The organism is Pseudorhodoplanes sp. (genome assembly GCF_050250235.1).
Classification (GTDB): domain Bacteria; phylum Pseudomonadota; class Alphaproteobacteria; order Rhizobiales; family Xanthobacteraceae; genus Pseudorhodoplanes.
On the sequence record NZ_JBFWPA010000114.1, the window covers coordinates 1 to 21,156 of the forward strand.

Genomic DNA, 21,156 nt, shown 5'->3' on the forward strand with positions numbered 1-21,156 from the left:
TGACGAATGACTTCTTCGTCAACCTGCTCGACATGGGCACATACTGGCAGGCTGCCGGCGCCGAAGGCGTGTACGAGGGCCGCGACCGGAAGACGGACACGGTCAAGTGGACCGGCACGCGCGTCGATCTGATCTTCGGCTCGCACTCGCAGCTTCGCGCCTTCGCGGAGGTCTATGCCTGCGCGGATGCGAAGCAGAAGTTCGTGAAGGACTTCGTGGCCGCCTGGGTGAAGGTCATGAACGCCGACCGCTTCGATCTGGCCTGATCTCGGTTGGGTTCAAAGGCGAGGCTGAAAGGCCGCGCATGTGATGCACAAAGGCGACGCTTCAAGGCATTTGAAGCGTCGCCCTTGCTCCGTCTGCAACGTTAGTACGCTAGCGTCGATCAACCTAAGCTTGGGATTACTCAGCGTGACAATGTGTTTCTGGCCAAACTCCGGTATCACCTTGCTATTGACGTGCAATGTCTGCATGTAACCGTCTGCGCCGGACGGCGTCCTTCCAACCTCACAGCGCGAAAGTAGCCGAAAGAGAGATATGGGTACTTCCCAGAGAAACATAGCGGTCGTCGGCTTGGGCTATGTTGGCCTTCCTGTGGCGCTCGCATTTGCTCGCAAGTTCCATGGGGTTGTCGGGTTCGACATAGATGACAAAAGAGTGGCCACGTTACGTCAGGGCATTGACTGGTCCGGAGAAACCGACGCCGAGGATCTGAAGCGAACGACTCTTCGCCTCACGTGCAGTTCGGAGGATCTGGTATCTTCGGACCTGTACATTGTCTGCGTGCCGACCCCCGTTCATAGTGATCGGCGGCCGGATTTCGGCCCGTTGATCGGAGCGTCGAAACTGATCGGACAGAAACTGAAGAAGGACGACATCGTAGTCTACGAATCAACCGTTTATCCCGGTGCTACCGAAGAGATCTGTGGTCCGGTGCTGGCAAATGAGTCCGGTTTGAGCCGCAGTGACTTCAAACTTGGTTATTCGCCCGAGCGGATCAATCCCGGCGACCGGGAACACAGTTTCGAGCGCATCGTGAAGGTTGTCGCGGGTGAGGACGCAGAGTCCACGAAAGTTATCGCTGAAATTTATGGAAGCGTGGTCGAGGCTGGCGTGCACATCGCCTCGAGCATCAAAGTTGCGGAGGCCGCCAAAGTTCTGGAGAACACCCAAAGGGACCTCAACATCGCCCTTATGAACGAGCTGGCCCTGATATGCGAGAGGATTGGAATTCGCACCAAGGATGTGCTTGAGGCCGCAGGGACAAAATGGAATTTTCTTCGCTTCACGCCCGGCTTAGTGGGCGGGCATTGCATCGGGGTGGACCCCTACTATCTCACCGCAAAGGCAGAGCAGCTCGGATATCACCCGCAGGTTATCCTCGCAGGCCGCCGCATCAACGATGCAATGGGCGGACTTATCGCCAGGCGACTGGTTTCGTTTCTCGGCGCCACCCCTCAGCCACTGTCGAAGGCGCGGGTCGGGATTCTCGGCCTCACGTTCAAAGAGAATGTGCCCGATATCCGAAACAGTAAGGTTCCCGATATCGTCACCGAACTTTCATCGTATGGCGTCAAGCCGCTCGTGGCGGACCCACTGGTCGATGAAAAGCAGGTCCTTCACGAGTATGGGCTCAAACTGAGTTCGCTGGACGATCTGCGGGATCTGGACGTGCTCGTGCTTGCCGTCCCGCATCGGGCCTTTCTCGCCGATACACTGGACATGTTGTCTCGGCTCAAGGCCGGCGGAACTGTCATGGATGTGAAGTCGGCACTCGAGCCAAGCGCCATACCGTCAAAGCTGAATTATTGGAGCCTTTGAGAAAAGGGGAACTACATGGTTCTTCTAGGCTCCGAAGCTGCTGGCTTTATCGGAATGCCCTACAGATTTATTGACCCCATGAAAGCTCAAAAGCTCGTTTGATGTGGACTGACGATCGAAGGTTCAGGACTCGCAGCACAGCGCACAGTAAGGAGATTCGCCGAAAGAGCTGGCAATCGCTTTCTGTGGGATTCTGGGCGACGGCATGTGTCCTGGTCCTGAGCATTATTCTAGGTGGTGGAACGAGACAGGGCTTTTCCGGCGACTACATTCTGCAACTTGTGAGCTTGCCGCTGCTTCTGGCTAGTATTATCCAACTTTGGTCGATAAGGAGTTCAGCCGACATCAAGACAGCCCTGCTTGTCGTGACGGCAATCGCTGCGGTGCCGCTAATACAACTCATTCCACTACCACCTTTTGTGTGGACGGCCCTTCCGGGACGTGAGGCATTTTCTCGGACGTTTGAGATAGCGGGCATTCCTACTCCGTGGCATCCAATTAGCCTCGGACCTTCGACAACGTTGCAAAGTGCACTTTCATTGATTCCTCCTTTGGCGTTGTTCTTGGGGACGCTCCTGCTCGGCATGGCGGAGCGCCGCGTGCTCAGTCTCGTCCTACTGGGACTTGGAGTCGCGGGCGTTGTCCTGGGGCTATTGCAGGTTGCCTTTGGGTCCACCACACCGCTCCGATTCTTCGCCTTCACCAACAAAGAAGTTGCGGTTGCGTTTTTCGCAAACGCAAATCATGCGGCCATCTTTATGGCGTCGTTGATCCCCGTCACAGGAGCCTGGGTAGTCGCTAAACTGGCACGTTGGAGACAGGATGGCGCCGGGGTTACAGCCATACCATCGCTCATTGGGTTCATCGCAATCGCTATTCTGCTTTTCCTTGCGCAAGGCTTGATGCAATCTAGAGCCGCGATTGTTCTCGCAACTTTTGCAGCTCTTGCCTGTTCGGCTATGCTTTTTCCTCATTTTCGATCGAGTTTGGCTCGACACGGCTATATTTTCGCGATCGTCGCCTTAGTGGCCTCCGCTGGCTTCCTAATCTACCGGATCCTGCCGTCCATCGAACCGGAGGAAATCGATGCAACCCGATATGAGGTCGCGAAGCAAACGCTCGATATAGCCTGGAAATTTGCACCTTTTGGTGCCGGGACGGGAACGTTCGTCCCGATCTATCAGATGTACGAGTCGACCCAGCTCAATAGTCTTGGCCCAGAATACATTAACAGGGCCCACAATGACTTAGCCGAACTCCTGCTCGAATCTGGCGCGTTCGGGTTAGTTGTCCTGATTGGTCTCGTATTTTGGTGGGTGCGAAAAGGCATTCAGGCTTGGAGCCGCAAGCTTCGGGAGCGGGAAGAGATAGACTATTTGCTACCGCGTGCAGCCAGCATCATGATTGCGGTGCCGCTTATGCATTCGCTAGTCGACTATCCGCTCCGCACAGGGGGGATGGCTGCAGTACTTGCTGTTGCGTTGGGCTTGCTGATAACGCAGCCAAGTCTATCCAGCCGCGCGAACAGAAAAGAGGCTGGGCGAGCAGAGACGAGATTGGATAGATAGTCAGGCTGGGTCTGAAGCTCGCTCTCTTAGTTCGGCCGCGAGCGCATAAGTGCGGTCTCGCGCGACTGCCCTGTTGAGGACGTGTGGTGGCGAAGAGAGTTGTGGTGCTAGGCTCGGATGCCACGAACCTGCTGAATTTTCGAGGGACGCTCATAAAAGAAATCGCGGACCGGGGGCATCAAGTCATTGGCATTGCCCCAAACATAACCACTGGTGTGGAGGAGTCGCTCAGGGGGCTTGGGGCAAGAGCGGTTTCGATACATCTGGTCCGGTCGAACCTGAACCCCGCCCAAGACGTTGCCTACATGCGCAGGCTGGAGTCATTTTTCCGCAAGGAGAAAACGGATACGCTCATCGCCTACACCATCAAGCCCGTGGTATGGGGCTCTATCGCAGCTCACCGGGCGGGCACTCCTGACATAGTCGCAATGATAACCGGTCTTGGTTATGCCTTCATCGAGGGAGAGGAGATCAAGAGAAGGATTGCGAAGGCAGCGGCAATGTTCCTGTACAAGCGGGCGTTCGCGAGATGCCGGGCGGTCATGTTTCAAAACATTGAAGACCGCGATGATTTTGTGAAATTCGGATTAGTTCCCATTGAGAAAACGAAAATCATAGATGGCAGCGGGATAGATACTGCCAGATTCCAAGTAGTTCCGGTGCCGGAAAAGCCGAATTTTCTCATGCTTGCCAGGCTTCTTCGAGATAAAGGGATAGAGCAATACGCAAGAGCAGCGAAGATAGTGGTGAACCGCTATCCCGATGCGAAGGTCCGTTTGGCTGGGCCTCTTGATCCATCACCTAATGCGATAAGCCCAGCCGATGTTCAGCAATGGAGCGAGCATAGCGTTGAGTACGTAGGGCCGGTCAGTGACGTGAGACCGTTGATTGGGCGGTCTTCAGTCTATGTCTTGCCCTCTTATCGGGAGGGCACCCCACGATCGACACTGGAGGCGATGTCCATGGGGCGGGCCGTTGTCACTACCGATGTTGCGGGATGCCGGGAAACGGTAGTTGACGGCCACAACGGCTACCTTGTCCCGCCGCGAGATCACCAAGCGCTTGCAGACGCCATGGTGAAATTCATCGTCAATCCGTCGCTCGCAAATACGATGGGAGCGCGATCCAGGGAGATCGCGGAAAACAGGTACGATGTTCGGAAGGTAAACCGAGCTATCCTGGAGATCGTTCGGCTGTAGCTGATCGGCGCTCTCGTGCCGTCGATGATCACGCTTGCTTGAGCTAGCGTGCTCCGCTGCCAGTCAGGATCACACTCACAGTTTTGACGAAAGTCGTGGTGTCGAGCCATGGCGAAAAATTCTTGATATAGTAGAAGTCATAATGAAGCTTTCCGAGGACATCGTTTACGTCTGTAACGTGTCCTTGATTCACCTGTGCCCAACCCGTGATCCCTGGCCGAACAATGTGTCGATATGCGTAAAACGGTAGTTCCGCCTCATACCACCGCGATAATGCAACAGCCTCTGGGCGCGGCCCTATCCAGCTCATCTCGCCTTTCAATATGTTGAGGATTTGAGGAAGCTCATCAAGGCGAGATTTCCGCAGGAAGCCACCAATACGAGTAATGCGGGAATCGCCGTCCTTCGTCATGGCGCGCTCTCTGTCATCCAAAGAGTTGGCGCTGACATGCATGGTCCTGAACTTGTAGATGGTAAAGGTGCTGCCTCGATAGCCGATACGAGGTTGAGTGAATAGCATCGGACCACGGCTATCGAGACGGACAAGCGCGGCAATGACAATAAACAACGGCAAAAGAACGATGAGCACCGCGAGCGCGACCAGCCAGTCTATAACCTGCTTGAGCTTGACGTAGGCTTGGTTGGGGTTGAGAGACCCGAGTGTATTCTCGGAAAGATGTTCGATTTCAACGCGCCCCGTCAGCGACTCCCGGATTTGCTTCACGTGATAAACTGGAATGCCAGAGAGTGCGCAATCAGCGATGAAGCGCTCCCAATCGTCGGAAAATGGGTACCTAAGGTCCGCTACAATACCATCCACATTGCCCAGAATTCTGTCGGGGGAGGGAGTGGATAGCCAAGTAACTCCCTGAATATCGGTCAGGGCGTCAACCGCTCCGAGTGGTATGATGGCCAGTCTGTAAATACCGTACCGATTGTCGGCAATATGCTGCAGAACGAAGTACCAGCTCATTGACAGCAGGAAGCTGCTGAGGATCTGGAAGCGGCCGTAGTCAATGCGGAAGAGCAGGATTAGCGCGACGACCAGGCCGTAGGTCATTGCGAAAGTGGGAAAAATCATTCCTGCGGATGCGACGCCCGGAAACGAGCCGAGGCGACGGTAGGTGAAGAAGCCAAGGACGTGAGCTACAGCAGCCATCACAATGGTCCGCTGGAAATTTTCAGTATAAAGAATTTCCGGCTGTGGGATAAGTCGGACAATGCCCGGGAGCGCAATGGCAAAGCATAGCCCTCCGGCCAACTGAAACCGCATTCTAAGAATTAGGGGGCGTCTTGTGGAGATGTCCCCAATCGCCTTGGCGCTGGCGCTCAAGAGTACCTAACCTTTATTACTGCCATGTCAGTTTTTCTCGTTGCCGCAATAGAATATTGAAACCGACATTGTGCCGCCACCCCGACGCAAACCCTCGGTGTCGTCACGAACCCAGAAGGTTCGTTCAATCTCCGCCTTTTTCTCGAGTGCTAGCCGGCAGGCGACTTTATCCGTTGGTCCAAGCCATCGACGCAGCCGGACATCCAACCCTCATGGAGATCAGCCAAGGAAGCCGTTCAATCGTACATTTACGGAGATGTTATGACGATTAATCGACCAAAGGAATAGCGACCGGATCGGCTAGGGAGTTCCGGAGGTCAAAGGCCGATTGGCTTACTCCATATTGGCCTCTCTCATAAGCTTACGTCGGTTGGCCCTGAGGATTAGCCCTTTAATAGTATATGAAACGAGAGCTCTCGGGGAACCCGAATAGCCAGGTTTTATAAGGCACATAGCAGATTTGAAAAATGTCTGACAGCCAAGTCCAGGTGAACAAGAATAGGATCAACCCGAGATAAGCGATAACAGTCCAGATCTTTGAGACCGGCAGGAAGGGCAATCTGGCGAGGATAACGGCTTGGAGAGGGACGAGATAATAACCAAGCCGGTCACCGATGACCGAAGAAATCATAACGAGCGCGAGATCGGCAACCATCATCATGGCGCCCAATGACACCAGCTTATAGTCTTTGGGAAACCGCGCAAGCCAGCCTGGGCGCAGATAGAGAAAGAAGAAGGCCCCGGTAAGGGATAGCATCGCTACCCGAAGCAATCCGCCCGCGGCCTCGGTGTCCGTGTCGAGGTAACGCTGAAACGCAAGTTCAGCAGCCGAGCCGGTTATCAGCAAATATACGCCGGGTATCGCCACCACAGCTGAGATGGTGATGCGCCGGGACGAATATCCGCCTCCAATCAAGGGTGCGAGCAGCAGAAAAGCCGCAGCACTGGAATGCAAGAGACTGGCGACGAGCACCACGGCAACAAACCGCACACGGCGCCCGTCGAGAAAAAGGACATATGCGTAGCAGACCAATCCGATCGCCGCGGCTTGGCGAACGGCCGACATAGGCATGTTCAAGATCAGAACCGGGAACAGAAGCACCAGAAAACTGAACGGATCAGGTTGCCGGCGCGCTAAGACATTGACCCCCCAGAAAAACATGAGCCCTGCGGCAACATTGAGCCAAGGATAGGACAGCTCGAAATAGTTGAATATATATATAAGAGCCCACCATAGAGGCTCACGGAATGCCGAAATCTCCTCGGACGTAATTCCTCTATAATACTGATTGTAATATCCTGACCAGTCGCAGCCAACCTCAAATCTAAATAGAGAAAATAGGACTAATAGAGCCAAAATAGCAAAATATGCAATGTGCCTGGCGCGCAGGGACGATATAAGCGCCCGTAAAGCAGATAAAACTAAAAATATAAATCCGTATGCCACTGAGCTTATTTTTGGATTGGCTGGGAAATTTGTCTGCGATGAGATCCTTTCCTTTGGAGAAGGAGCGCTGAGATCGCATATATTGTTAATTGACAATCATCGGTTTCATATCGTGGCGTGAAGCTCTCCCTCGACATCTACCAGGTTCCTTTCCGCAATCCGGCGAGAAAATACGCCAGGAGCGTCGGGTGGTACCATTGTTTCGACAGGCCCTGCGGTCGCTGTCTTGCAATTCGACCGGCGAGCGCGTTTTCCACGGCGCGAAGCAACCCTGGGACCGCCGCTGTGGCCTGCAGCATCGGATAGGTGAAGAAATTGTCTTCGGGGGAAGGTGCTACGAGTATTTGTTCGATGATTTCCCCGGTATCCACCCCAGGATCGACCAGATGGATGGTTACGCCGAACTTGTCTGCGTCGTTCTCCACAAGAGACCAATATCCCCCATGAACACCGCGATATTTTGGGGTTATGCCGAAATGCGTATTGATGAAGACGCAGCGCGAGGACGCAAGAATCGTCCGGGAGATAATGCGCGTGCCGTTCACAACCACGACCTTGGGAGATTCCTTTCGCACGATGTCGAGGAATGCCTCGGAATTTACGCTGTCGACACGGCGGATTTCCCACTCCTGGAATGGTCCGTCACGATGTCCCGATGAAACCATGATTTCCCGAATCCGCGCCGCATGCCGGCCGGCTGTCAACCGGCCGTAGAGGATGAAGAGAAGTTGCCCGAGGGCTGTCGGCCAGCCCAGCTTGCCGGCACGCCGCCTCACAATGGTCCAAGGGCTTTCCTTCCGCTCGATAACAATGGGAATTTCACCGAACCGTTCTCGAAGCGCCCGAGCGAAGAGCCGGGTGGCCTGATCGTCGGAGCCGACAAGCAGCAGGCTAGCCATCACAAACACCCGTTTCGCGAACATGCCGCCGCCTCGGCCATCGACCGAGACTGCCAGCCCAGTTCGTCTCGCAACATCTCGAAATGATCCAGAACGCTGGTCAGGAACATAAAGTTCGCGTCCTGGTTGCGGCCGAAATTGTGCGGGTGGAACCAGATATGATAGATCAGGTTCTGCTTGGCGCATGCAGCCATGGCATTTGTAATTCTTCGCAGGCGTAGCGGATCCGCAAAAGATAGCTTTGAGTTGAACGGCCGCAGAAATCGGCTGGCCGGCACGTTGAAGAGACCGGCCGTCATCTGAGGGTGGTTCCCCTGGTGTCCCGTTAGGTCAAGATAGCTGTCTATGAGTCTTCCAAATCGCTTGGGCAGCTTTTCGCCGGTTTTGGGCGAGGGCCTATAGAAGCGATGCGACTCGTTCCCGCGGAAGACATGGATCCCTCTCGCCCGACAGGCTTCCAGATGGGCGCTGTCATATTGGTTGCGCGGAAAAACAATGCTTTTCAGGCTAAGCTCAAGTCTTTTGGCGGAAGCAATCGCAACATCCAGATCGGCCGCAAAAGCGTCGACATCCTGCTGCGGCTCAAGGCAGTAATAGTGAGAGAAAGTATGCGTCCCGATCTCCTGCCGAGGTGTATTCACTATCTGCATCATCATAGACAGGCCGAAGTGATAAGGGTCTTCCGCTTCGTTTCTGCCGACTTCGTCAAAATTCCCATATGGGCTGAGATTTCTATCAACATAACCCGGCTTCAGACGGGGAAAGAATTCGACAAGCTCATCCCGGTTGTCGAACATGAGCATACCCACCGTTGCCCATGTGGCCGCGATGCCCCGCTGCTCAAAAAGGCGCAAAAGCCGCGGAAGGGCAGTGCGGACGCCGAGGACGGCGTCGCCATATTCGCGTATGGATAGGTGATCGCGGACACCCCACATGAGCTCGAAGTCAAGAGAGATCACAAAGCTTCCGCGGCTCGCTCCACCGGACTGCCCATCGCCGCTCTTCACCGAAACCCCTTATCTCCGCAGGACGCCTAGAGGGTAGCCCTTATAGTAATCGTCCAGGTATTCCTTAAGGCAGATGCGCCAGTCGCGCATCATGTTCAGGCCGCGCAGGTCGAGTTTCTTCGTGATGAGCCTTTCGGATGATGGTCGGTCAACGAAATACTCTTGCGCAAAAACATTATCTGGCCTTACGAGGGGTCATTTGAGCCGCCTCCCTAAGTATCTGTGCGACCTTAGGTCCATAAACTTGAAGAGAGTAATTTGCCTCTACCTTCTTTCGGCCCTCTACACCCATACGACTTCGCATATTACGTTCCCTCACCAGCGTCTCTAGTGCTTTTGTCCACTCCTCGTTCGTATCGGCCAGAAAACCATTTGTCCCATGATCCACAATGCTGCTATTAACACCCACGGGCGAAGCTACTACAGGAAGTCCGCATGCCATATATTGTATTAGCTTGTATCCACATTTCCCTTGTGCCCAGGGTGTATTAGGAAGGGGCATAATCCCGATATCTATATCTTGGATAAGGGAGATTTCGTTTTCTTCAGACCATGGAAGGAATTCAATGCCAGAAGTCTTGTCTCCAGCCGAACTAACGCCCACGGCACGGAAGCTCGCTCTGCCGTCTCTAACGATGTTGCTAATCAAGTTTAACATCCGGCGACCGAAATTCGCCCAAGTCTCAGGTGTTCCGATCCATCCGATCTTAGGTGGGCCAACATCGGTAACGCGCAATTTAGGGAGATATGTATCGATATCAACTACCGTTGGCACGATTTCCACGTGGGGGGCGCCTGCCATTCGCGCCCGCTCCGCTAAATAGTCATTACCTGCAATCACCACATCTGAATGTGCCATAACACTATCGATCTTGCGCCCCAGTAAAAGCTTCACTAGCGAAAAACGGTGCATGTCATAGCGATGGAAGATGGCGTCGTCATAGTCCGAAATCACTGGGACACCTTGAGGCAGCATGTGACCCTCTACCCACCACGGGAAAAAGGGAAACACTTCTTTTTCAAGCCAAATCACATCGGGGCGGTTAATTTTCAATAACTGTATCATCCGATCAACATATCTTGAAGTAATACGTAACCGATCTTTCTTATTCATATATACATTGGAAAGATACTTAGAATCCAATAGTGATAATATCTCGCATTTTATACCATAGGATTGAAGCATAGGAACATATTGAAGAAATCTGACGCGACTAGACGCCCCCTGCCGATCATATCTCGTTAATATGAGTATTTTCATAATAGTCCTTGAAACAATAATCGACGACGGTGACGGTGTTCGGTCTTGAACAGACGAATCCCGCACGATCAAGATAGTTTATAACTTTTATCCTTAGGAGGGTTGATTGTAGCATAGCTATTATTTGCTGAAGATGCTCGGTTTACGGTTCATTCGAGGAACCTATTTTTGCTGTTCAGTAGCGGCAGCCTGACCTGCCTTCTTCTGCGCTCCTTGGTAGCCGGTGGGACGATCTAAGCCAATCCTTGATATATTCGACGATACGCCGACACGCCCGCGTCTAGCGAGAAGAACTCGACCGCCGTCTCGCAGCACCGGCGGGCGGTCTCGGGGTCGCGGGCGAGCGCGACGATCTGACGGGCGGCTTCCGCCAATTCACCATCGGAAAAGCCCTCGATGATCACGCCGGTTCCGCGCTTCCGAAGGATATCGTCCATATCGCCGACGCCGGTGTTGCCGAGGCAGGGGACGCCGCAGCCGAGATATTCGGCAAGCTTGGTCGGGGCGCTCGCGAGCTTGGAATAGCACGGCTTGATCAGCGCCGCGGCGGCATGCATTTCCGCGATTCGCGCCGGCATGTCGCCGTGCTCGGCGCCGCCGACCTCGATGCGCCGCTCGTCTATGCCATGTCTCTTGGCCAGGGACCGAACGAGCTCGTGCTCATGCCTGTTGACGATGACGAAGCGCGCGTCGGGCTCGATCTCGAGCAGGGCGCGGAAGAAGGACATGGTTTCGTCGAACAGATACCATGTGCCGATCGAGCCGACATATCCGAACGTGAACGGCCGGTTCGGGTCGACGGTCTGGGGACGAAATCGGTCGAGGTCTGCGCAAGTCGGAATGACGCTGATCGGCGGCGTGCGTCCTCGCAGATAGTCGAAATTGCGGATGATCGCCTCCGAGGCCCTGGTCAGCGTGACCGTGTGATCGGCAGCCAGGAAAAAGCGCCGCTCCAGCTTCTTTGTCAGCCGGTAGAGCCAGCCGTCCCGCGGCCAGACGCCGCCGTCCACCCGTTCGTCCGCCCAGAAGCCGCGAATATCGAACAGGAGCCTAGTTCCGGTCAGCCGTCTTGCCGGCAGCGCCATCAGGGCGGGGACATAGGATCGGACGTGCAGGATGGAGGCGCGCTCGCGAATGGCATACCAGAGCACGACAGCCATCCCGACCAGTATGTCCCAAGCTGTGGCCAGGGCAGAGGGCGACTTGTGGTAGGACAGCGGCGTCCACGCTATGCGGCTTGCCTCGAGCCTTTGCTTCAGCGCCTCGACCTTACGCCGATCCCGCCAATCGTGCTTCTTCTCGTAGGAGATGACCCGAATCCGGTAGTCGTCGGACAGCTGCTCCAGGTAGGCGAGAACCTGGCTCTGGCCGAGCGGCTCGAGCATGCCGTCATAGGAGATATAAACGACGGATGCGGGCATGTCCGGAAGGCTCAGAGCTTGCGCAGGAAAACGGTCAATTGTTGCGCGCGGCCTGTTCGGTCCATCCACCATTTCAGCGGTGGGTGCAAAAACTCGGGAATGTTCAGAAGACCATAGTATTCCAACCAGGATTCGGCGACCTCATATCCGGCGCGCCGGCCGTTTTTATGAAAGCATTCAATTGAAAATTCGAACAGATGATAGGGGATGTGCATGGGCGAGGTGTTCGTTACATATGAGGTTCCGAGCGCCCTGTAGTAGGTATTGATGATCAGCGAGGCGAGGTGCCGGGTGCTTGGTATCTCTGCATGAACAATGCCCCCGACCCGCAACCAACCCATCGCCTTCGCGATGGATTTTGCCGGATTGTAGAGGTGCTCTAGCACCGCGCCGAAGGTGACAAAATCGAACGTTCCCGGCGGAAAGTCTGCTTCTTCGATCGACGCGAGCTGGAAGCGTCCGCTGTTATCTCCCAGTTGCTCGACCGCCTTCTCGAAGAAAGGCCTGGACGGTTCGATGCCATGGACATCAAAGCCTGCGTCTCGCATTACGCGCGCCGCCTTTCCCAGTCCCAAACCTATGTCGAGAGCCTTTATTGATGATCTGTCTCCTAGCAGCCTCTTCGCCGCCGTCACCTGACGGGAGAAATAACCGGGCGAAGGTTCGTACGACACCGACTTCCAATAGGATTCGGGCGGCAAGCCGTAATGGTCCTGAATCGAGGCGGGAACAGGTTGAGGGTTCGCGAAGACCAGTCCACACTCCCGACACTTGCAGACGGTGACGGCGATGCCCATCTTGCGTTTCGGGCGCCGACCCTGCGACTTGTCGAGCCGCAATCCCATGATCTTGGCGCCCGAGGCATCGGCACCGCACATATTGCAGGTGGAGAAATCATAGAATGCATAGTGGCGCGGCCGCGTGCCATTGGAAGCTTCCATGTCGTCTGCTCTCTCCCGATCCCATAAGCGTTGCATTGCTGGTCGGCGACTGACGTCCGACGAACACCGATTTAAATGATCTACAGAACCGCCATGTGTTCCAACCTTGACGGGTTCTGGCGCGCAGACCACAGCCAGCCCTGGAACATCAGCACGCTCCAGAGCCGGTCGCTCCAATCGCGCCGGCCGGAGAGGTGCTGCGCCCATAGTTCGGCCACTGTCTCCGGCTTCAGGAAGCCTTCGTCCCGCAGGCGGCCTGCGGAAAGAAGCTCCTCGGCCCAGTCCCGTAGCGGGCCTCTCAGCCATTGCCCTACCGGAATCGCGAAGCCGGCCTTTGGCCGCTCGATGAGTTCGCGTGGGACATGCCTGTAGAGAATCTGGCGCAGCGCCCACTTGCCTTGCCCATCGCGGATTTTCATGCGCAGGGGAAGACGCCAGGCCATCTCGACAAGCTGATGGTCGAGAAGCGGGACCCGTGTTTCGAGGCTGGCCGACATTGCGGCCCGGTCCACCTTCACGAGAATGTCGTCCGTCATGTAGGTGACGGCGTCGAGCATCATCATGCGATGTTCCGGCTCCACTACGCGATCAAGCCAGTGCGCGTCATCGAGCCGGGTCGCACGCGTTGCTGTCCCGATCACGGGCACGCGCGCGGCTGTCCAGTCCATGACTATGGAGCGATAGAGGTCGTCGATCCCCCTTACCTCATCCAGCCGGTCGGCCAGCTTGTGGACCTTGTCGCCCAACCGGGTGACCCTGCCGCGCAGGCCCGGAAGCCGGCCGAGCGCGTCCCAGCTCTGGGGCGGCAACATCCGAGCCACCCGGCCCAGCCCGACGCGCCCCGGATAGGGTAGGCGGCTCGCCCACCGCCAGAGGCTCGGCCCCCAGAAGTAGCGGTTGTAGCCACCGAACATCTCGTCGCCGGCGTCGCCCGACAGCGCCACCGTCACGGCCTGTCGCGCGATACGGCTGACCAGAATAGTCGGTATCTGTGAAGGGTCAGCGAAGGGCTCGTCGTAGATCGATGGCAGTGCAGGGATGATGTCGAGCGCCTGCCGCGCCGTGACGCGGACCTCGTGGTGATCGGTGCCGAGATGCCTTGCCACCGCCGCCGCATGGGGTGCTTCGTCGAAGCCAAGTTCGTCGAAGCCGATGGTGAAGGTCTTGATCGGCCGCGGCGAGAGCTTCTGCATTACGGCGGCGATGGTAGAGGAATCGACGCCTCCCGAAAGGAACGCGCCGAGCGGCACGTCGGACATTAACTGTCGGCCGACAGCCTTCTCCAGCGCCTGCTCCAGCAAGGCAAGTGCCTCACCTTCGCTTGTCACGGGATCGGCGAGGCCCGATAGGGCTGCCTCGGCGAACATCCAGTAGGGCTCCGGCCGGACGCCGCGGGAAAGGCGTGCGCCGGCCTCGACGACCAGAATTGCGCCGGGGTCGAGCTTGCGCACGTCTTCGTGGATGGAGAAACTCGACGGGACAGACTTGAACCGCAAGAACAGCCCGACGCTGTCCCGGTCTATCCCGTTGGCGAAATCCGGCAGCGCCCGCAGGGCCTTCAGCTCCGAAGCAAAGGCAAAGGCGGCGCGCTCGCCCTTGCCGGTCCAGCCATAGTAGAGCGGCTTTTCCCCGAAACGGTCGCGTCCGAGCGTCAGTTGGCGCGCCCGCCGGTCCCACAGTGCGAAGGCGAACATCCCGACGGCGCGGCGCAGCGTCTCCGCAACGCCCCACGCCGCACAGCATTCAAGCAGGGTTTCGGTGTCGGAAGCCCCGCGCCAGGCCGGCGCCTTGCCGGAAGCCTCGAGCTCGCACCGGAGCTCCGTATGGTTATAGATCTCGCCATTGTAGGTGATGACAAAGCGGCCGCAGGCCGAGCGCATCGGCTGAGCACCGAGGTCTGACAGTTCGACGATGGCGAGCCTGCGATGGCCGAGCGCCAGTCCGGCGGCAGCGTCCGTCCAATGCCCCCCGCCGTCCGGCCCGCGATGGCGCAGCGCGCCGGACATGGCCGCGATCTCGCCTTCGAGGCCCGGCCATCCGTCGGGCCGCCAGATTCCCGCTATTCCGCACATCTGTCGGCTCCACCCTAGAGGATCATTCCGGCTTGCGCGCCACGCCCACGAACTTGCCGTCGCTCATAGCGCTTTGCAACCTTCTCCGCCGCGAAGTCGGCCGCCCTCGCGTGCCGCGACGCGGAGCCGGTGTGTCTCAACGATGGCATTCGCGAGCGCGTCCGCGTCGCCCACGGGTGTCCGCGGGGCCATTCGCCAGGGCTCGATCAGAAGTTGACATTGGAGGCCCGCCTACAGAAGATATTCATATCGGGGTGAGAAGGCGCGACACCGTACTGTCTACCGATCCGCGCCAGTCCGGCAGTCGCAGGCCAAAAGTAGCTGCAAACAGACCGCAATCCAGCTGCGAATTGCGCGGGCGCTCAGCCTTCGTGGGCCAAGCGGAACTGGGAATCCCTTCAACACGCGTGAATGGTCCTCCTGCCTCGCGGCTGGCTCGAAACGCGTGTCGGGCAAGGCTGGCCCAATTCGCTTCACCGGAGCCGGCGCAATGGTAGGTAGCGCCCATCCCGTCCGTGCTTCCGTCCCGCCAACGTGCCAGAACGGTGAACACGGCGTCCGCGAGATCAAGCGCCGAGGTCGGGTTTCCGACCTGGTCTTCGACGACCCGCACCGAGTCGTGTTTGTCGGCGAAGGACAGCATCGTCTTGACGAAGTTCCTGCCGAACGGGCTGTAGATCCAGGCGGTGCGCAGGATCACATGCTCCGCCAATGCGTCGCGGACCTGTTCTTCGCCTTCGAGCTTGGTTCGGCCGTAGACCGATTGCGGGTTCGTTCGGTCGCTTTCCGCATAGGGCGCGTTCTTCTTGCCGTCAAAAACGTAGTCCGTCGAAATATGGATCAGTCGCGCGCCGATCCGGTTCGCTGCCCTGGCCAGTTCGCCGGGCGCTTCGGCATTGGCGAGCCGCGCCCTGACGGGCTCGTTCTCGGCCAGATCCACCGCTGTCCAGGCCGCGACGCTGACGATGGTATCCGGCTTCAAACGCTCTACCAACGGCGCCATCGTTCGAGGTTGCTCCAGGTCGAACTCCGGCCTGGCCGCAAAGACAAGCTTGCCGAAACCGTGCTCGTCCGCTCGCTCGGCCAACGACCGCGCAACCTGACCATTTCGTCCCGTGACAAGGATTTTCACCCTTTTGCAGTCCCCAGACGTTCGCCTGCATAGCGTTGCTTGCGCAGGGGCTGCCACCACCAGCTGTTTTCAAGATACCAGTCGATCGTCGCCGATATGCCTTCTTCAAAAGTGACGGTCGGAGTCCAGCCGAGCTCGCTGCGGATTTTCGTGGCGTCGATCGCATAGCGCCGATCGTGCCCAGGGCGATCGACGACGAAGGCTATCTGGCTGCGATAGGAATTACCGAGCAAGCTCGGGCGTTTTTTATCCAGCAGATCGCAGATCGTTTCCACGACCTGGAGATTGGTCCGTTCGCTGCCGCCGCCGATGTTGTAGCTTTGGCCGTTACGTCCCTCGCGCATGACAAGTTCAAGCGCGCGGGCATGATCCTCAACAAACAGCCAGTCGCGCACATTCTCCCCTTTGCCGTAGATAGGCAGAGGCTTGTCGTCCAGCGCGTTGAGGATGACCAGCGGGATCAGCTTTTCGGGAAAATGATATGGCCCATAATTGTTGGAGCAATTGGACAGCACTATGGGCAATCCATAGGTTTCATGCCAGGCGCGCACGAAATGGTCCGACGCGGCTTTGGAGGCAGAGTAGGGAGAGGACGGCGCATAGGGTGTGTTCTCGGTGAAGATGCCGCTGTCGAACGGAAGGTCGCCGAATACCTCGTCTGTCGAAATGTGATGGAAGCGGAAACGGCCCCGTTTTTCGTCATCGAGCTTGCGCCAGTAGTCCAAGGCGGCGTTCAGCATCCGGAATGTGCCAATCACATTGGTTTCGACGAACGCTGCAGGCCCGTCGATCGACCTGTCGACGTGACTCTCGGCCGCCAGGTGCATTATCGCGTCGGGCCGGTAGGTTCGCAGTAGCTCGCGTATGGCCGTTTCGTTGCAAATATTGGTTTTGGAGAACACATAGTCTGGGCTGTTCTCGATTGGCCGCAGCGAGGCGCGATTGCCCGCATAGGTCAGCTGGTCGAGGTTGATCACACGGTAGCCGCCGATCGAGATCAGGCGCCTGCAAACAGCCGAGCCGATAAAACCCGCGCCTCCGGTTACGAGAACCGTGAATTTCCCGGTCATGCGCCTAGAACCCTGTGTCCATGTCGTTCAGGAACGGAGCCATCAGGTCCTTCTTCGACAATATGACGGCATGTGGGTCCATCGGCCAGGCGATTCCGATACTCGGATCGTCGAAGCGAATAGCGCGGTCGTGGCTGGGAGAATAGGGAGCCGTCACCTTGTAGATGACCTCGGTGTCGGGCTCAAGTGTCACGAAGCCGTGCGCAAACCCGACCGGCACGAGGATCTGGTTCCATTTCTCCGCCGACAGTTCCAGTCCGACCCAGCGGCCGAATGTGGGGCTGCTCCTGCGAATGTCGACCGCCACATCGAACACCTTGCCGCGTACGACGCGCACCAGCTTGTCCTGGGCGAAAGGCGGCAACTGGAAATGCAGGCCCCTCAGCACGCCGGCATCCTTCGACTTGGAATGGTTGTCTTGGATGAAACTCAGGGGAACACCGTGATCGCCCAACATCCTCGCATTGTAGGTTTCGGAGAAGAACCCACGGATATCCTCGTGACGGACCGGGATGATTTCAAGGACGCCGTCCAATCCGAGCGCGCGCACTTCAATCATGGAGGAACTCACGCGCGCGGGCTCTGAGATAGTCAGCATATCCGGTTCTGCCCAATGTGTCCGCCCGCTGCATGACCTGTTCCGGCGTCAGGTAACCGAGTTCCAGTGCGATCTCCTCCGGGCACATGACCTTGTAGCCTTGTCGCTGCTCGATCGTCTTCACGTAGGCAGAGGCTTCATGGAGGCTGTCGTGCGTGCCGGTGTCCAGCCATGCAAAGCCGCGCCCAAGCCTCTCGACCATCAGGTCGCCGCGATCCAGATAGGCCCGGTTGACGTCGGTGATTTCAAGCTCGCCGCGGGGGGACGGCTTGAGCGAACTCGCGATGCCGACGACATCATTGTCGTAGAAATAAAGACCTGTCACGGCCCAGTTCGATCTGGCCTGCCTGGGCTTTTCCTCGATCGAGATTGCCCTGCCTGTGGAATGCTGAAACTCGACCACGCCGTATCGTTCCGGGTCATGCACCTGATAGGCGAAGACTGTCGCTCCAGCTTTGCGTCCGACCGCCGAGCGGCAGAGGTCAGGCAGGCCGTGCCCGTAGAAGATGTTATCTCCGAGGATCAACGCGACCGGATCGGCGCCCACAAAGTCGCGTCCTATGATGAACGCTTCGGCAAGCCCATTGGGCCGAGGCTGCTCGGCGTAGAAAAGCCGGATGCCGAGTTCATGACCATCGCCAAGAAGCGCCTCGAACTGCGGCAGGTCGCGCGGCGTCGAGATGACCAGGATGTCCCGAATCCCGGCCAGCATCAACACGCCGAGCGGATAGTAAATCATCGGCTTGTCATAGACGGGCAACATCTGTTTGGACACCGCCAAGGTCGCTGGGTAGAGCCTGGTGCCGGATCCACCTGCTAGGATGATGCCTTTCAATCCACGTTCCTTCGTTTCATTGATGCGATCGGCCCGGATGCCACGGGACGGCCCCTGTCTCTTCTGTCGAGTCCCAAACCCGGTCAGCAAGCGCTACTCCAATTACCATAGCAGTTAGGTTATTTGCTTCCAGTCGTCCGCCGACGAGGTGCCCACAGCGATGTAGGCAACATCCCCTACGACCGCGAACTGACCTAAGTGGGAAGGAACCGAGACTACAGAAGTGACAGGACCTGCTTGGCCGATCGGAATCCACGTTCCGGGAGTGCCAGCCACAGTGCAAATCCAGCCGATATTGCTGCCGGCCGAAACATTGGAATTCCAGCGGATGTCACCCTTGGCCCAGGCTCCAGTGGTCGCAGCCGCCGTGCCGGTCTCTTGCCTACGGATGTTCGTGCTGCTGCCGATGGCGAGCGTCGGGAAGACCGCCTGATACGGAACAGGAGCGCCGGTCCCCATCTGCTCCGACGTGTTCTCGCCAGTGAGGCGCATGGCAAGGCGCGAGGCGAGGTTTGCGTTGTCGAGGTCCCAGTCAGCGCCTCGCCTGTGAAACCGCCACGTTCTGTTTGCGCCAGTATCCGCGAGCGACTCGAACTTCAGAACGTCGCCATTGACATCGCTGCCGCCGAGCGTCGTGAGGAGGTGGCCACCGCGAACGATGTACCCTGCCACGGCGCCCAATGCCTCGAGGCGGTTGCCTTCGGTGCTGCGGATATAGCCACCGGCCGTGAAACCGCAGGTGAAGATGGAGCCGCCAAGCGCCAGCGTCGGACCCACGAAGGCGTTGCCTGATTGGTCGCCTTCCGCATAGCAGCCCAGGAAGACATTGGTCGCATTCCGGTTGTCGCTCTTGTAAGAGCCGCCCTGGAAATAGGTGCCTTCCGGCTGATCTGGCAGCCAAGTCGGGATTTGGGGATGAGCACCGCCTACTGCGAGCGGAACCCAGATCAGAGCGTTCGTGCCGGGCTGCGTGGCAACGAGATCAGCTTCGGTGGCATTGGGGTGAGGCCCGTAGCGCAGTCCGTCGTAGTGGATGAAGGACGTTTTGTTGGCTCCATTGCTGGCGACATGGGCCACGCCGTTCGAGGCTGTGTGGCAGCCGATCCAAGTGTTCCCGAGGAACGAAGAGTCCCAGATGCCCCATCGTCCGTTGCTAGTTCCATCGCAGGCAATACCGACGCCCGCATTCGCATCGGCACCATCGACAAAGAAGCCGTTGCCGCCACAACTGATCACCCGAATCGTGTCGAGCATCCAGGTGTTGGCGTTCCCTCGAATTGCGCCATCGCCGCCCAGGCCCGCAACGATGTGGACGCCGTTACCCGTGAAATTCCGAATCAGGACATTGCGGATGGTTGCGCGGGTGCGCAGCCAGAGGCCATGGGCAGTCGGATTCGTGCCCCGAACGCCGGTGAGCGCAATGTTCGTGATAGAGGAACCGTCCGCTCCGCCGGTGGCCACGTCCTCAACACCTCCATTCAAGGTGTCGATGTAGTTGATGACGATGCCAGCGCAATCAGGAGGGAAGACGAACTCCGTTCCGGTGAAAGCGTTGCTCATCCCTCCGTTCTCGCCGATCAGGTGTGTCCCGGCCTTGAGCTGGATGCCGTGTTGATTGACGTTGAACTTGTACCGTCCTGCCGGGAAAAAGATCGTCGGACCCTTTGGGAAAGTGGAATTGCTGTTCGGCAGGCGGAGTGCCAAGAGCTTCTGGAGCTTCGGCCAGTCGTCGGTCACACCGTCCGCAGCAGGGTTCATGCCGGCGAAATTGTACCAGCCCTGTGGACTAGGTAGCAGGTAGAGCTTGACGCTTTCGGCAGTTCTCATGTGAGCATCGATGGCATCAGTCGGAGCGACCTGATATCGATGTCCCCCCGCAGAGATGACATCCCCTGCTTCTACGGGTAGATGGCTGGGCATGTTCAAGTCCTCTCGGCAACGATGCTTTGTTGTCGTTTGAAGCACAAACCCTGGAAGGAGAATTTTTAGCCCCGCGCGCTCAACGTCACTCCCTATATCGTCGTCACTCCCTATATCGTCATTTTGACGATTTTCAGAGTTGCTCGCGGCTGGCGTCGGAGTTGGCTAAAACCTGATCCCATCAGGTTTCTTCGTACCGGGCTGCGACAAAGCAGTTTTGGCTTGGGATGAAGCTGTTGAGGATGCGGCCGATCATCACTCGCAGGTGCGCCTTGATCTCGCGAAGATTGTTTCGGTTGGATTGGATCGGAGATACAGGGCGGCGGGTCACCTCATCGGCGATTGCTGACCAGATTGAGGCGCTGGCACGGCGGAGTAGGCGCGGCAGTTTGACAACCGCAACGAGGCACCGGTCAGGCCGGTGCTGTCGGCATCAATTGCGTCACGCGCCAGAAGTTCGGCGTTTCCGCCGATTTCTGCACGGGTACTTTGATTCCTTGAACAATGGTGCCCAGGGCCGGAATCGAACCAGCGACACGCGGATTTTCAGTCCGCTGCTCTACCAACTGAGCTACCTGGGCGTTGCTCGAAAGCCTGCGGCTTATAGGTGATCCCTCGCGGCCTGTCCAGAA

At 57.4% G+C, this 21,156-nt stretch carries 16 protein-coding genes, 1 tRNA gene and 1 pseudogene; 4 read left to right on the forward strand and 14 right to left on the reverse strand.

Going from position 1 to position 21,156, the window contains the following annotated elements; translation table 11 throughout:
* The 4 genes and pseudogenes from AB7F49_RS30440 to AB7F49_RS30455 form a co-directional block, all read left to right on the forward strand.
* Window positions 1–266: pseudogene (locus AB7F49_RS30440) on the forward strand (catalase/peroxidase HPI); the annotation flags it as partial.
* A 271-nt stretch (window positions 267–537) separates the two neighbouring features.
* Window positions 538–1,821, forward strand: coding sequence for a nucleotide sugar dehydrogenase (locus AB7F49_RS30445; RefSeq protein WP_428529459.1), 1,284 nt, complete (start codon window positions 538–540; stop codon window positions 1,819–1,821).
* A 101-nt stretch (window positions 1,822–1,922) separates the two neighbouring features.
* Window positions 1,923–3,389 (forward strand): O-antigen ligase family protein, encoded by a 1,467-nt coding sequence (locus AB7F49_RS30450; protein WP_428529461.1) that lies wholly within the window; start codon window positions 1,923–1,925, stop codon window positions 3,387–3,389.
* 86 nt (window positions 3,390–3,475) lie between these two features.
* Complete coding sequence (locus AB7F49_RS30455) at window positions 3,476–4,588, forward strand: glycosyltransferase family 4 protein (RefSeq protein ID WP_428529463.1); 1,113 nt, start codon at window positions 3,476–3,478, stop codon at window positions 4,586–4,588.
* 43 nt (window positions 4,589–4,631) lie between these two features.
* Here AB7F49_RS30455 and AB7F49_RS30460 read toward each other — a convergent pair whose 3' ends face one another.
* The 14 genes from AB7F49_RS30460 to AB7F49_RS30525 form a co-directional block, all read right to left on the reverse strand.
* Window positions 4,632–5,747 (reverse strand): sugar transferase, encoded by a 1,116-nt coding sequence (locus AB7F49_RS30460; RefSeq protein ID WP_428529465.1) that lies wholly within the window; start codon window positions 5,745–5,747, stop codon window positions 4,632–4,634.
* A 565-nt stretch (window positions 5,748–6,312) separates the two neighbouring features.
* The gene (locus tag AB7F49_RS30465) at window positions 6,313–7,368 is read right to left on the reverse strand and encodes an EpsG family protein (protein ID WP_428529489.1); all 1,056 of its coding nucleotides are present in this window, start codon (window positions 7,366–7,368) and stop codon (window positions 6,313–6,315) included.
* 137 nt (window positions 7,369–7,505) lie between these two features.
* On the reverse strand, window positions 7,506–8,291 hold the full coding sequence (locus AB7F49_RS30470; RefSeq protein ID WP_428529467.1) for a formyl transferase: 786 nt from the start codon (window positions 8,289–8,291) through the stop codon (window positions 7,506–7,508).
* Window positions 8,267–9,274 (reverse strand): polysaccharide deacetylase family protein, encoded by a 1,008-nt coding sequence (locus tag AB7F49_RS30475; protein WP_428529469.1) that lies wholly within the window; start codon window positions 9,272–9,274, stop codon window positions 8,267–8,269. The genes AB7F49_RS30470 and AB7F49_RS30475 overlap by 25 nt, the downstream gene beginning before the upstream one ends.
* A gap of 175 nt (window positions 9,275–9,449) precedes the next feature.
* Window positions 9,450–10,388 (reverse strand): glycosyltransferase family 4 protein, encoded by a 939-nt coding sequence (locus tag AB7F49_RS30480; protein WP_428529471.1) that lies wholly within the window; start codon window positions 10,386–10,388, stop codon window positions 9,450–9,452.
* 380 nt (window positions 10,389–10,768) lie between these two features.
* The gene (locus AB7F49_RS30485; RefSeq protein ID WP_428529473.1) at window positions 10,769–11,956 is read right to left on the reverse strand and encodes a glycosyltransferase; all 1,188 of its coding nucleotides are present in this window, start codon (window positions 11,954–11,956) and stop codon (window positions 10,769–10,771) included.
* A gap of 11 nt (window positions 11,957–11,967) precedes the next feature.
* Entirely contained in the window at window positions 11,968–12,897 is a 930-nt protein-coding gene (locus AB7F49_RS30490) for a class I SAM-dependent methyltransferase (RefSeq protein WP_428529475.1), read from the reverse strand.
* Window positions 12,898–12,977: 80 nt separating this feature from the next.
* Window positions 12,978–14,969 (reverse strand): asparagine synthase (glutamine-hydrolyzing), encoded by a 1,992-nt coding sequence (asnB, locus tag AB7F49_RS30495; RefSeq protein WP_428529477.1) that lies wholly within the window; start codon window positions 14,967–14,969, stop codon window positions 12,978–12,980.
* Window positions 14,970–15,213: 244 nt separating this feature from the next.
* Entirely contained in the window at window positions 15,214–16,161 is a 948-nt protein-coding gene (rfbD, locus tag AB7F49_RS30500) for a dTDP-4-dehydrorhamnose reductase (protein ID WP_428529479.1), read from the reverse strand.
* Window positions 16,098–17,171 (reverse strand): dTDP-glucose 4,6-dehydratase, encoded by a 1,074-nt coding sequence (gene rfbB, locus AB7F49_RS30505; protein WP_428529481.1) that lies wholly within the window; start codon window positions 17,169–17,171, stop codon window positions 16,098–16,100. Before rfbB ends, rfbD begins: the two co-directional genes overlap by 64 nt.
* A gap of 4 nt (window positions 17,172–17,175) precedes the next feature.
* Complete coding sequence (gene rfbC, locus AB7F49_RS30510) at window positions 17,176–17,730, reverse strand: dTDP-4-dehydrorhamnose 3,5-epimerase (protein ID WP_428529483.1); 555 nt, start codon at window positions 17,728–17,730, stop codon at window positions 17,176–17,178.
* Window positions 17,723–18,604 carry a glucose-1-phosphate thymidylyltransferase RfbA gene (gene rfbA, locus AB7F49_RS30515; RefSeq protein ID WP_428529485.1) on the reverse strand — a complete coding sequence of 294 codons (882 nt, stop codon included), beginning with the start codon at window positions 18,602–18,604 and terminating at the stop codon, window positions 17,723–17,725. The genes rfbC and rfbA overlap by 8 nt, the downstream gene beginning before the upstream one ends.
* Before the next feature lie 114 nt (window positions 18,605–18,718).
* A complete protein-coding gene (locus AB7F49_RS30520; RefSeq protein ID WP_428529487.1) occupies window positions 18,719–20,431 on the reverse strand; it encodes a glycosyl hydrolase family 28-related protein in 1,713 nt (570 codons plus the stop codon).
* A 598-nt stretch (window positions 20,432–21,029) separates the two neighbouring features.
* Window positions 21,030–21,105 (reverse strand) — tRNA-Phe (locus AB7F49_RS30525).
* Window positions 21,106–21,156 lie beyond the last annotated feature (51 nt).

Coding starts and splice junctions, on each gene's coding strand:
- AB7F49_RS30445 (WP_428529459.1), top strand. CDS start 538: ATGGGTACTTCCCAGAGAAACATAGCGGTCGTCGGCTTGGGCTATGTT.
- AB7F49_RS30450 (WP_428529461.1), top strand. CDS start 1,923: ATGTGGACTGACGATCGAAGGTTCAGGACTCGCAGCACAGCGCACAGT.
- AB7F49_RS30460 (WP_428529465.1), bottom strand. CDS start 5,747: ATGGCTGCTGTAGCTCACGTCCTTGGCTTCTTCACCTACCGTCGCCTC.
- AB7F49_RS30470 (WP_428529467.1), bottom strand. CDS start 8,291: ATGTTCGCGAAACGGGTGTTTGTGATGGCTAGCCTGCTGCTTGTCGGC.
- AB7F49_RS30480 (WP_428529471.1), bottom strand. CDS start 10,388: ATGAATAAGAAAGATCGGTTACGTATTACTTCAAGATATGTTGATCGG.
- AB7F49_RS30485 (WP_428529473.1), bottom strand. CDS start 11,956: ATGCCCGCATCCGTCGTTTATATCTCCTATGACGGCATGCTCGAGCCG.
- AB7F49_RS30490 (WP_428529475.1), bottom strand. CDS start 12,897: ATGGAAGCTTCCAATGGCACGCGGCCGCGCCACTATGCATTCTATGAT.
- asnB (WP_428529477.1), bottom strand. CDS start 14,969: ATGTGCGGAATAGCGGGAATCTGGCGGCCCGACGGATGGCCGGGCCTC.
- rfbB (WP_428529481.1), bottom strand. CDS start 17,171: ATGACCGGGAAATTCACGGTTCTCGTAACCGGAGGCGCGGGTTTTATC.
- rfbC (WP_428529483.1), bottom strand. CDS start 17,730: ATGATTGAAGTGCGCGCGCTCGGATTGGACGGCGTCCTTGAAATCATC.
- AB7F49_RS30520 (WP_428529487.1), bottom strand. CDS start 20,431: ATGAGAACTGCCGAAAGCGTCAAGCTCTACCTGCTACCTAGTCCACAG.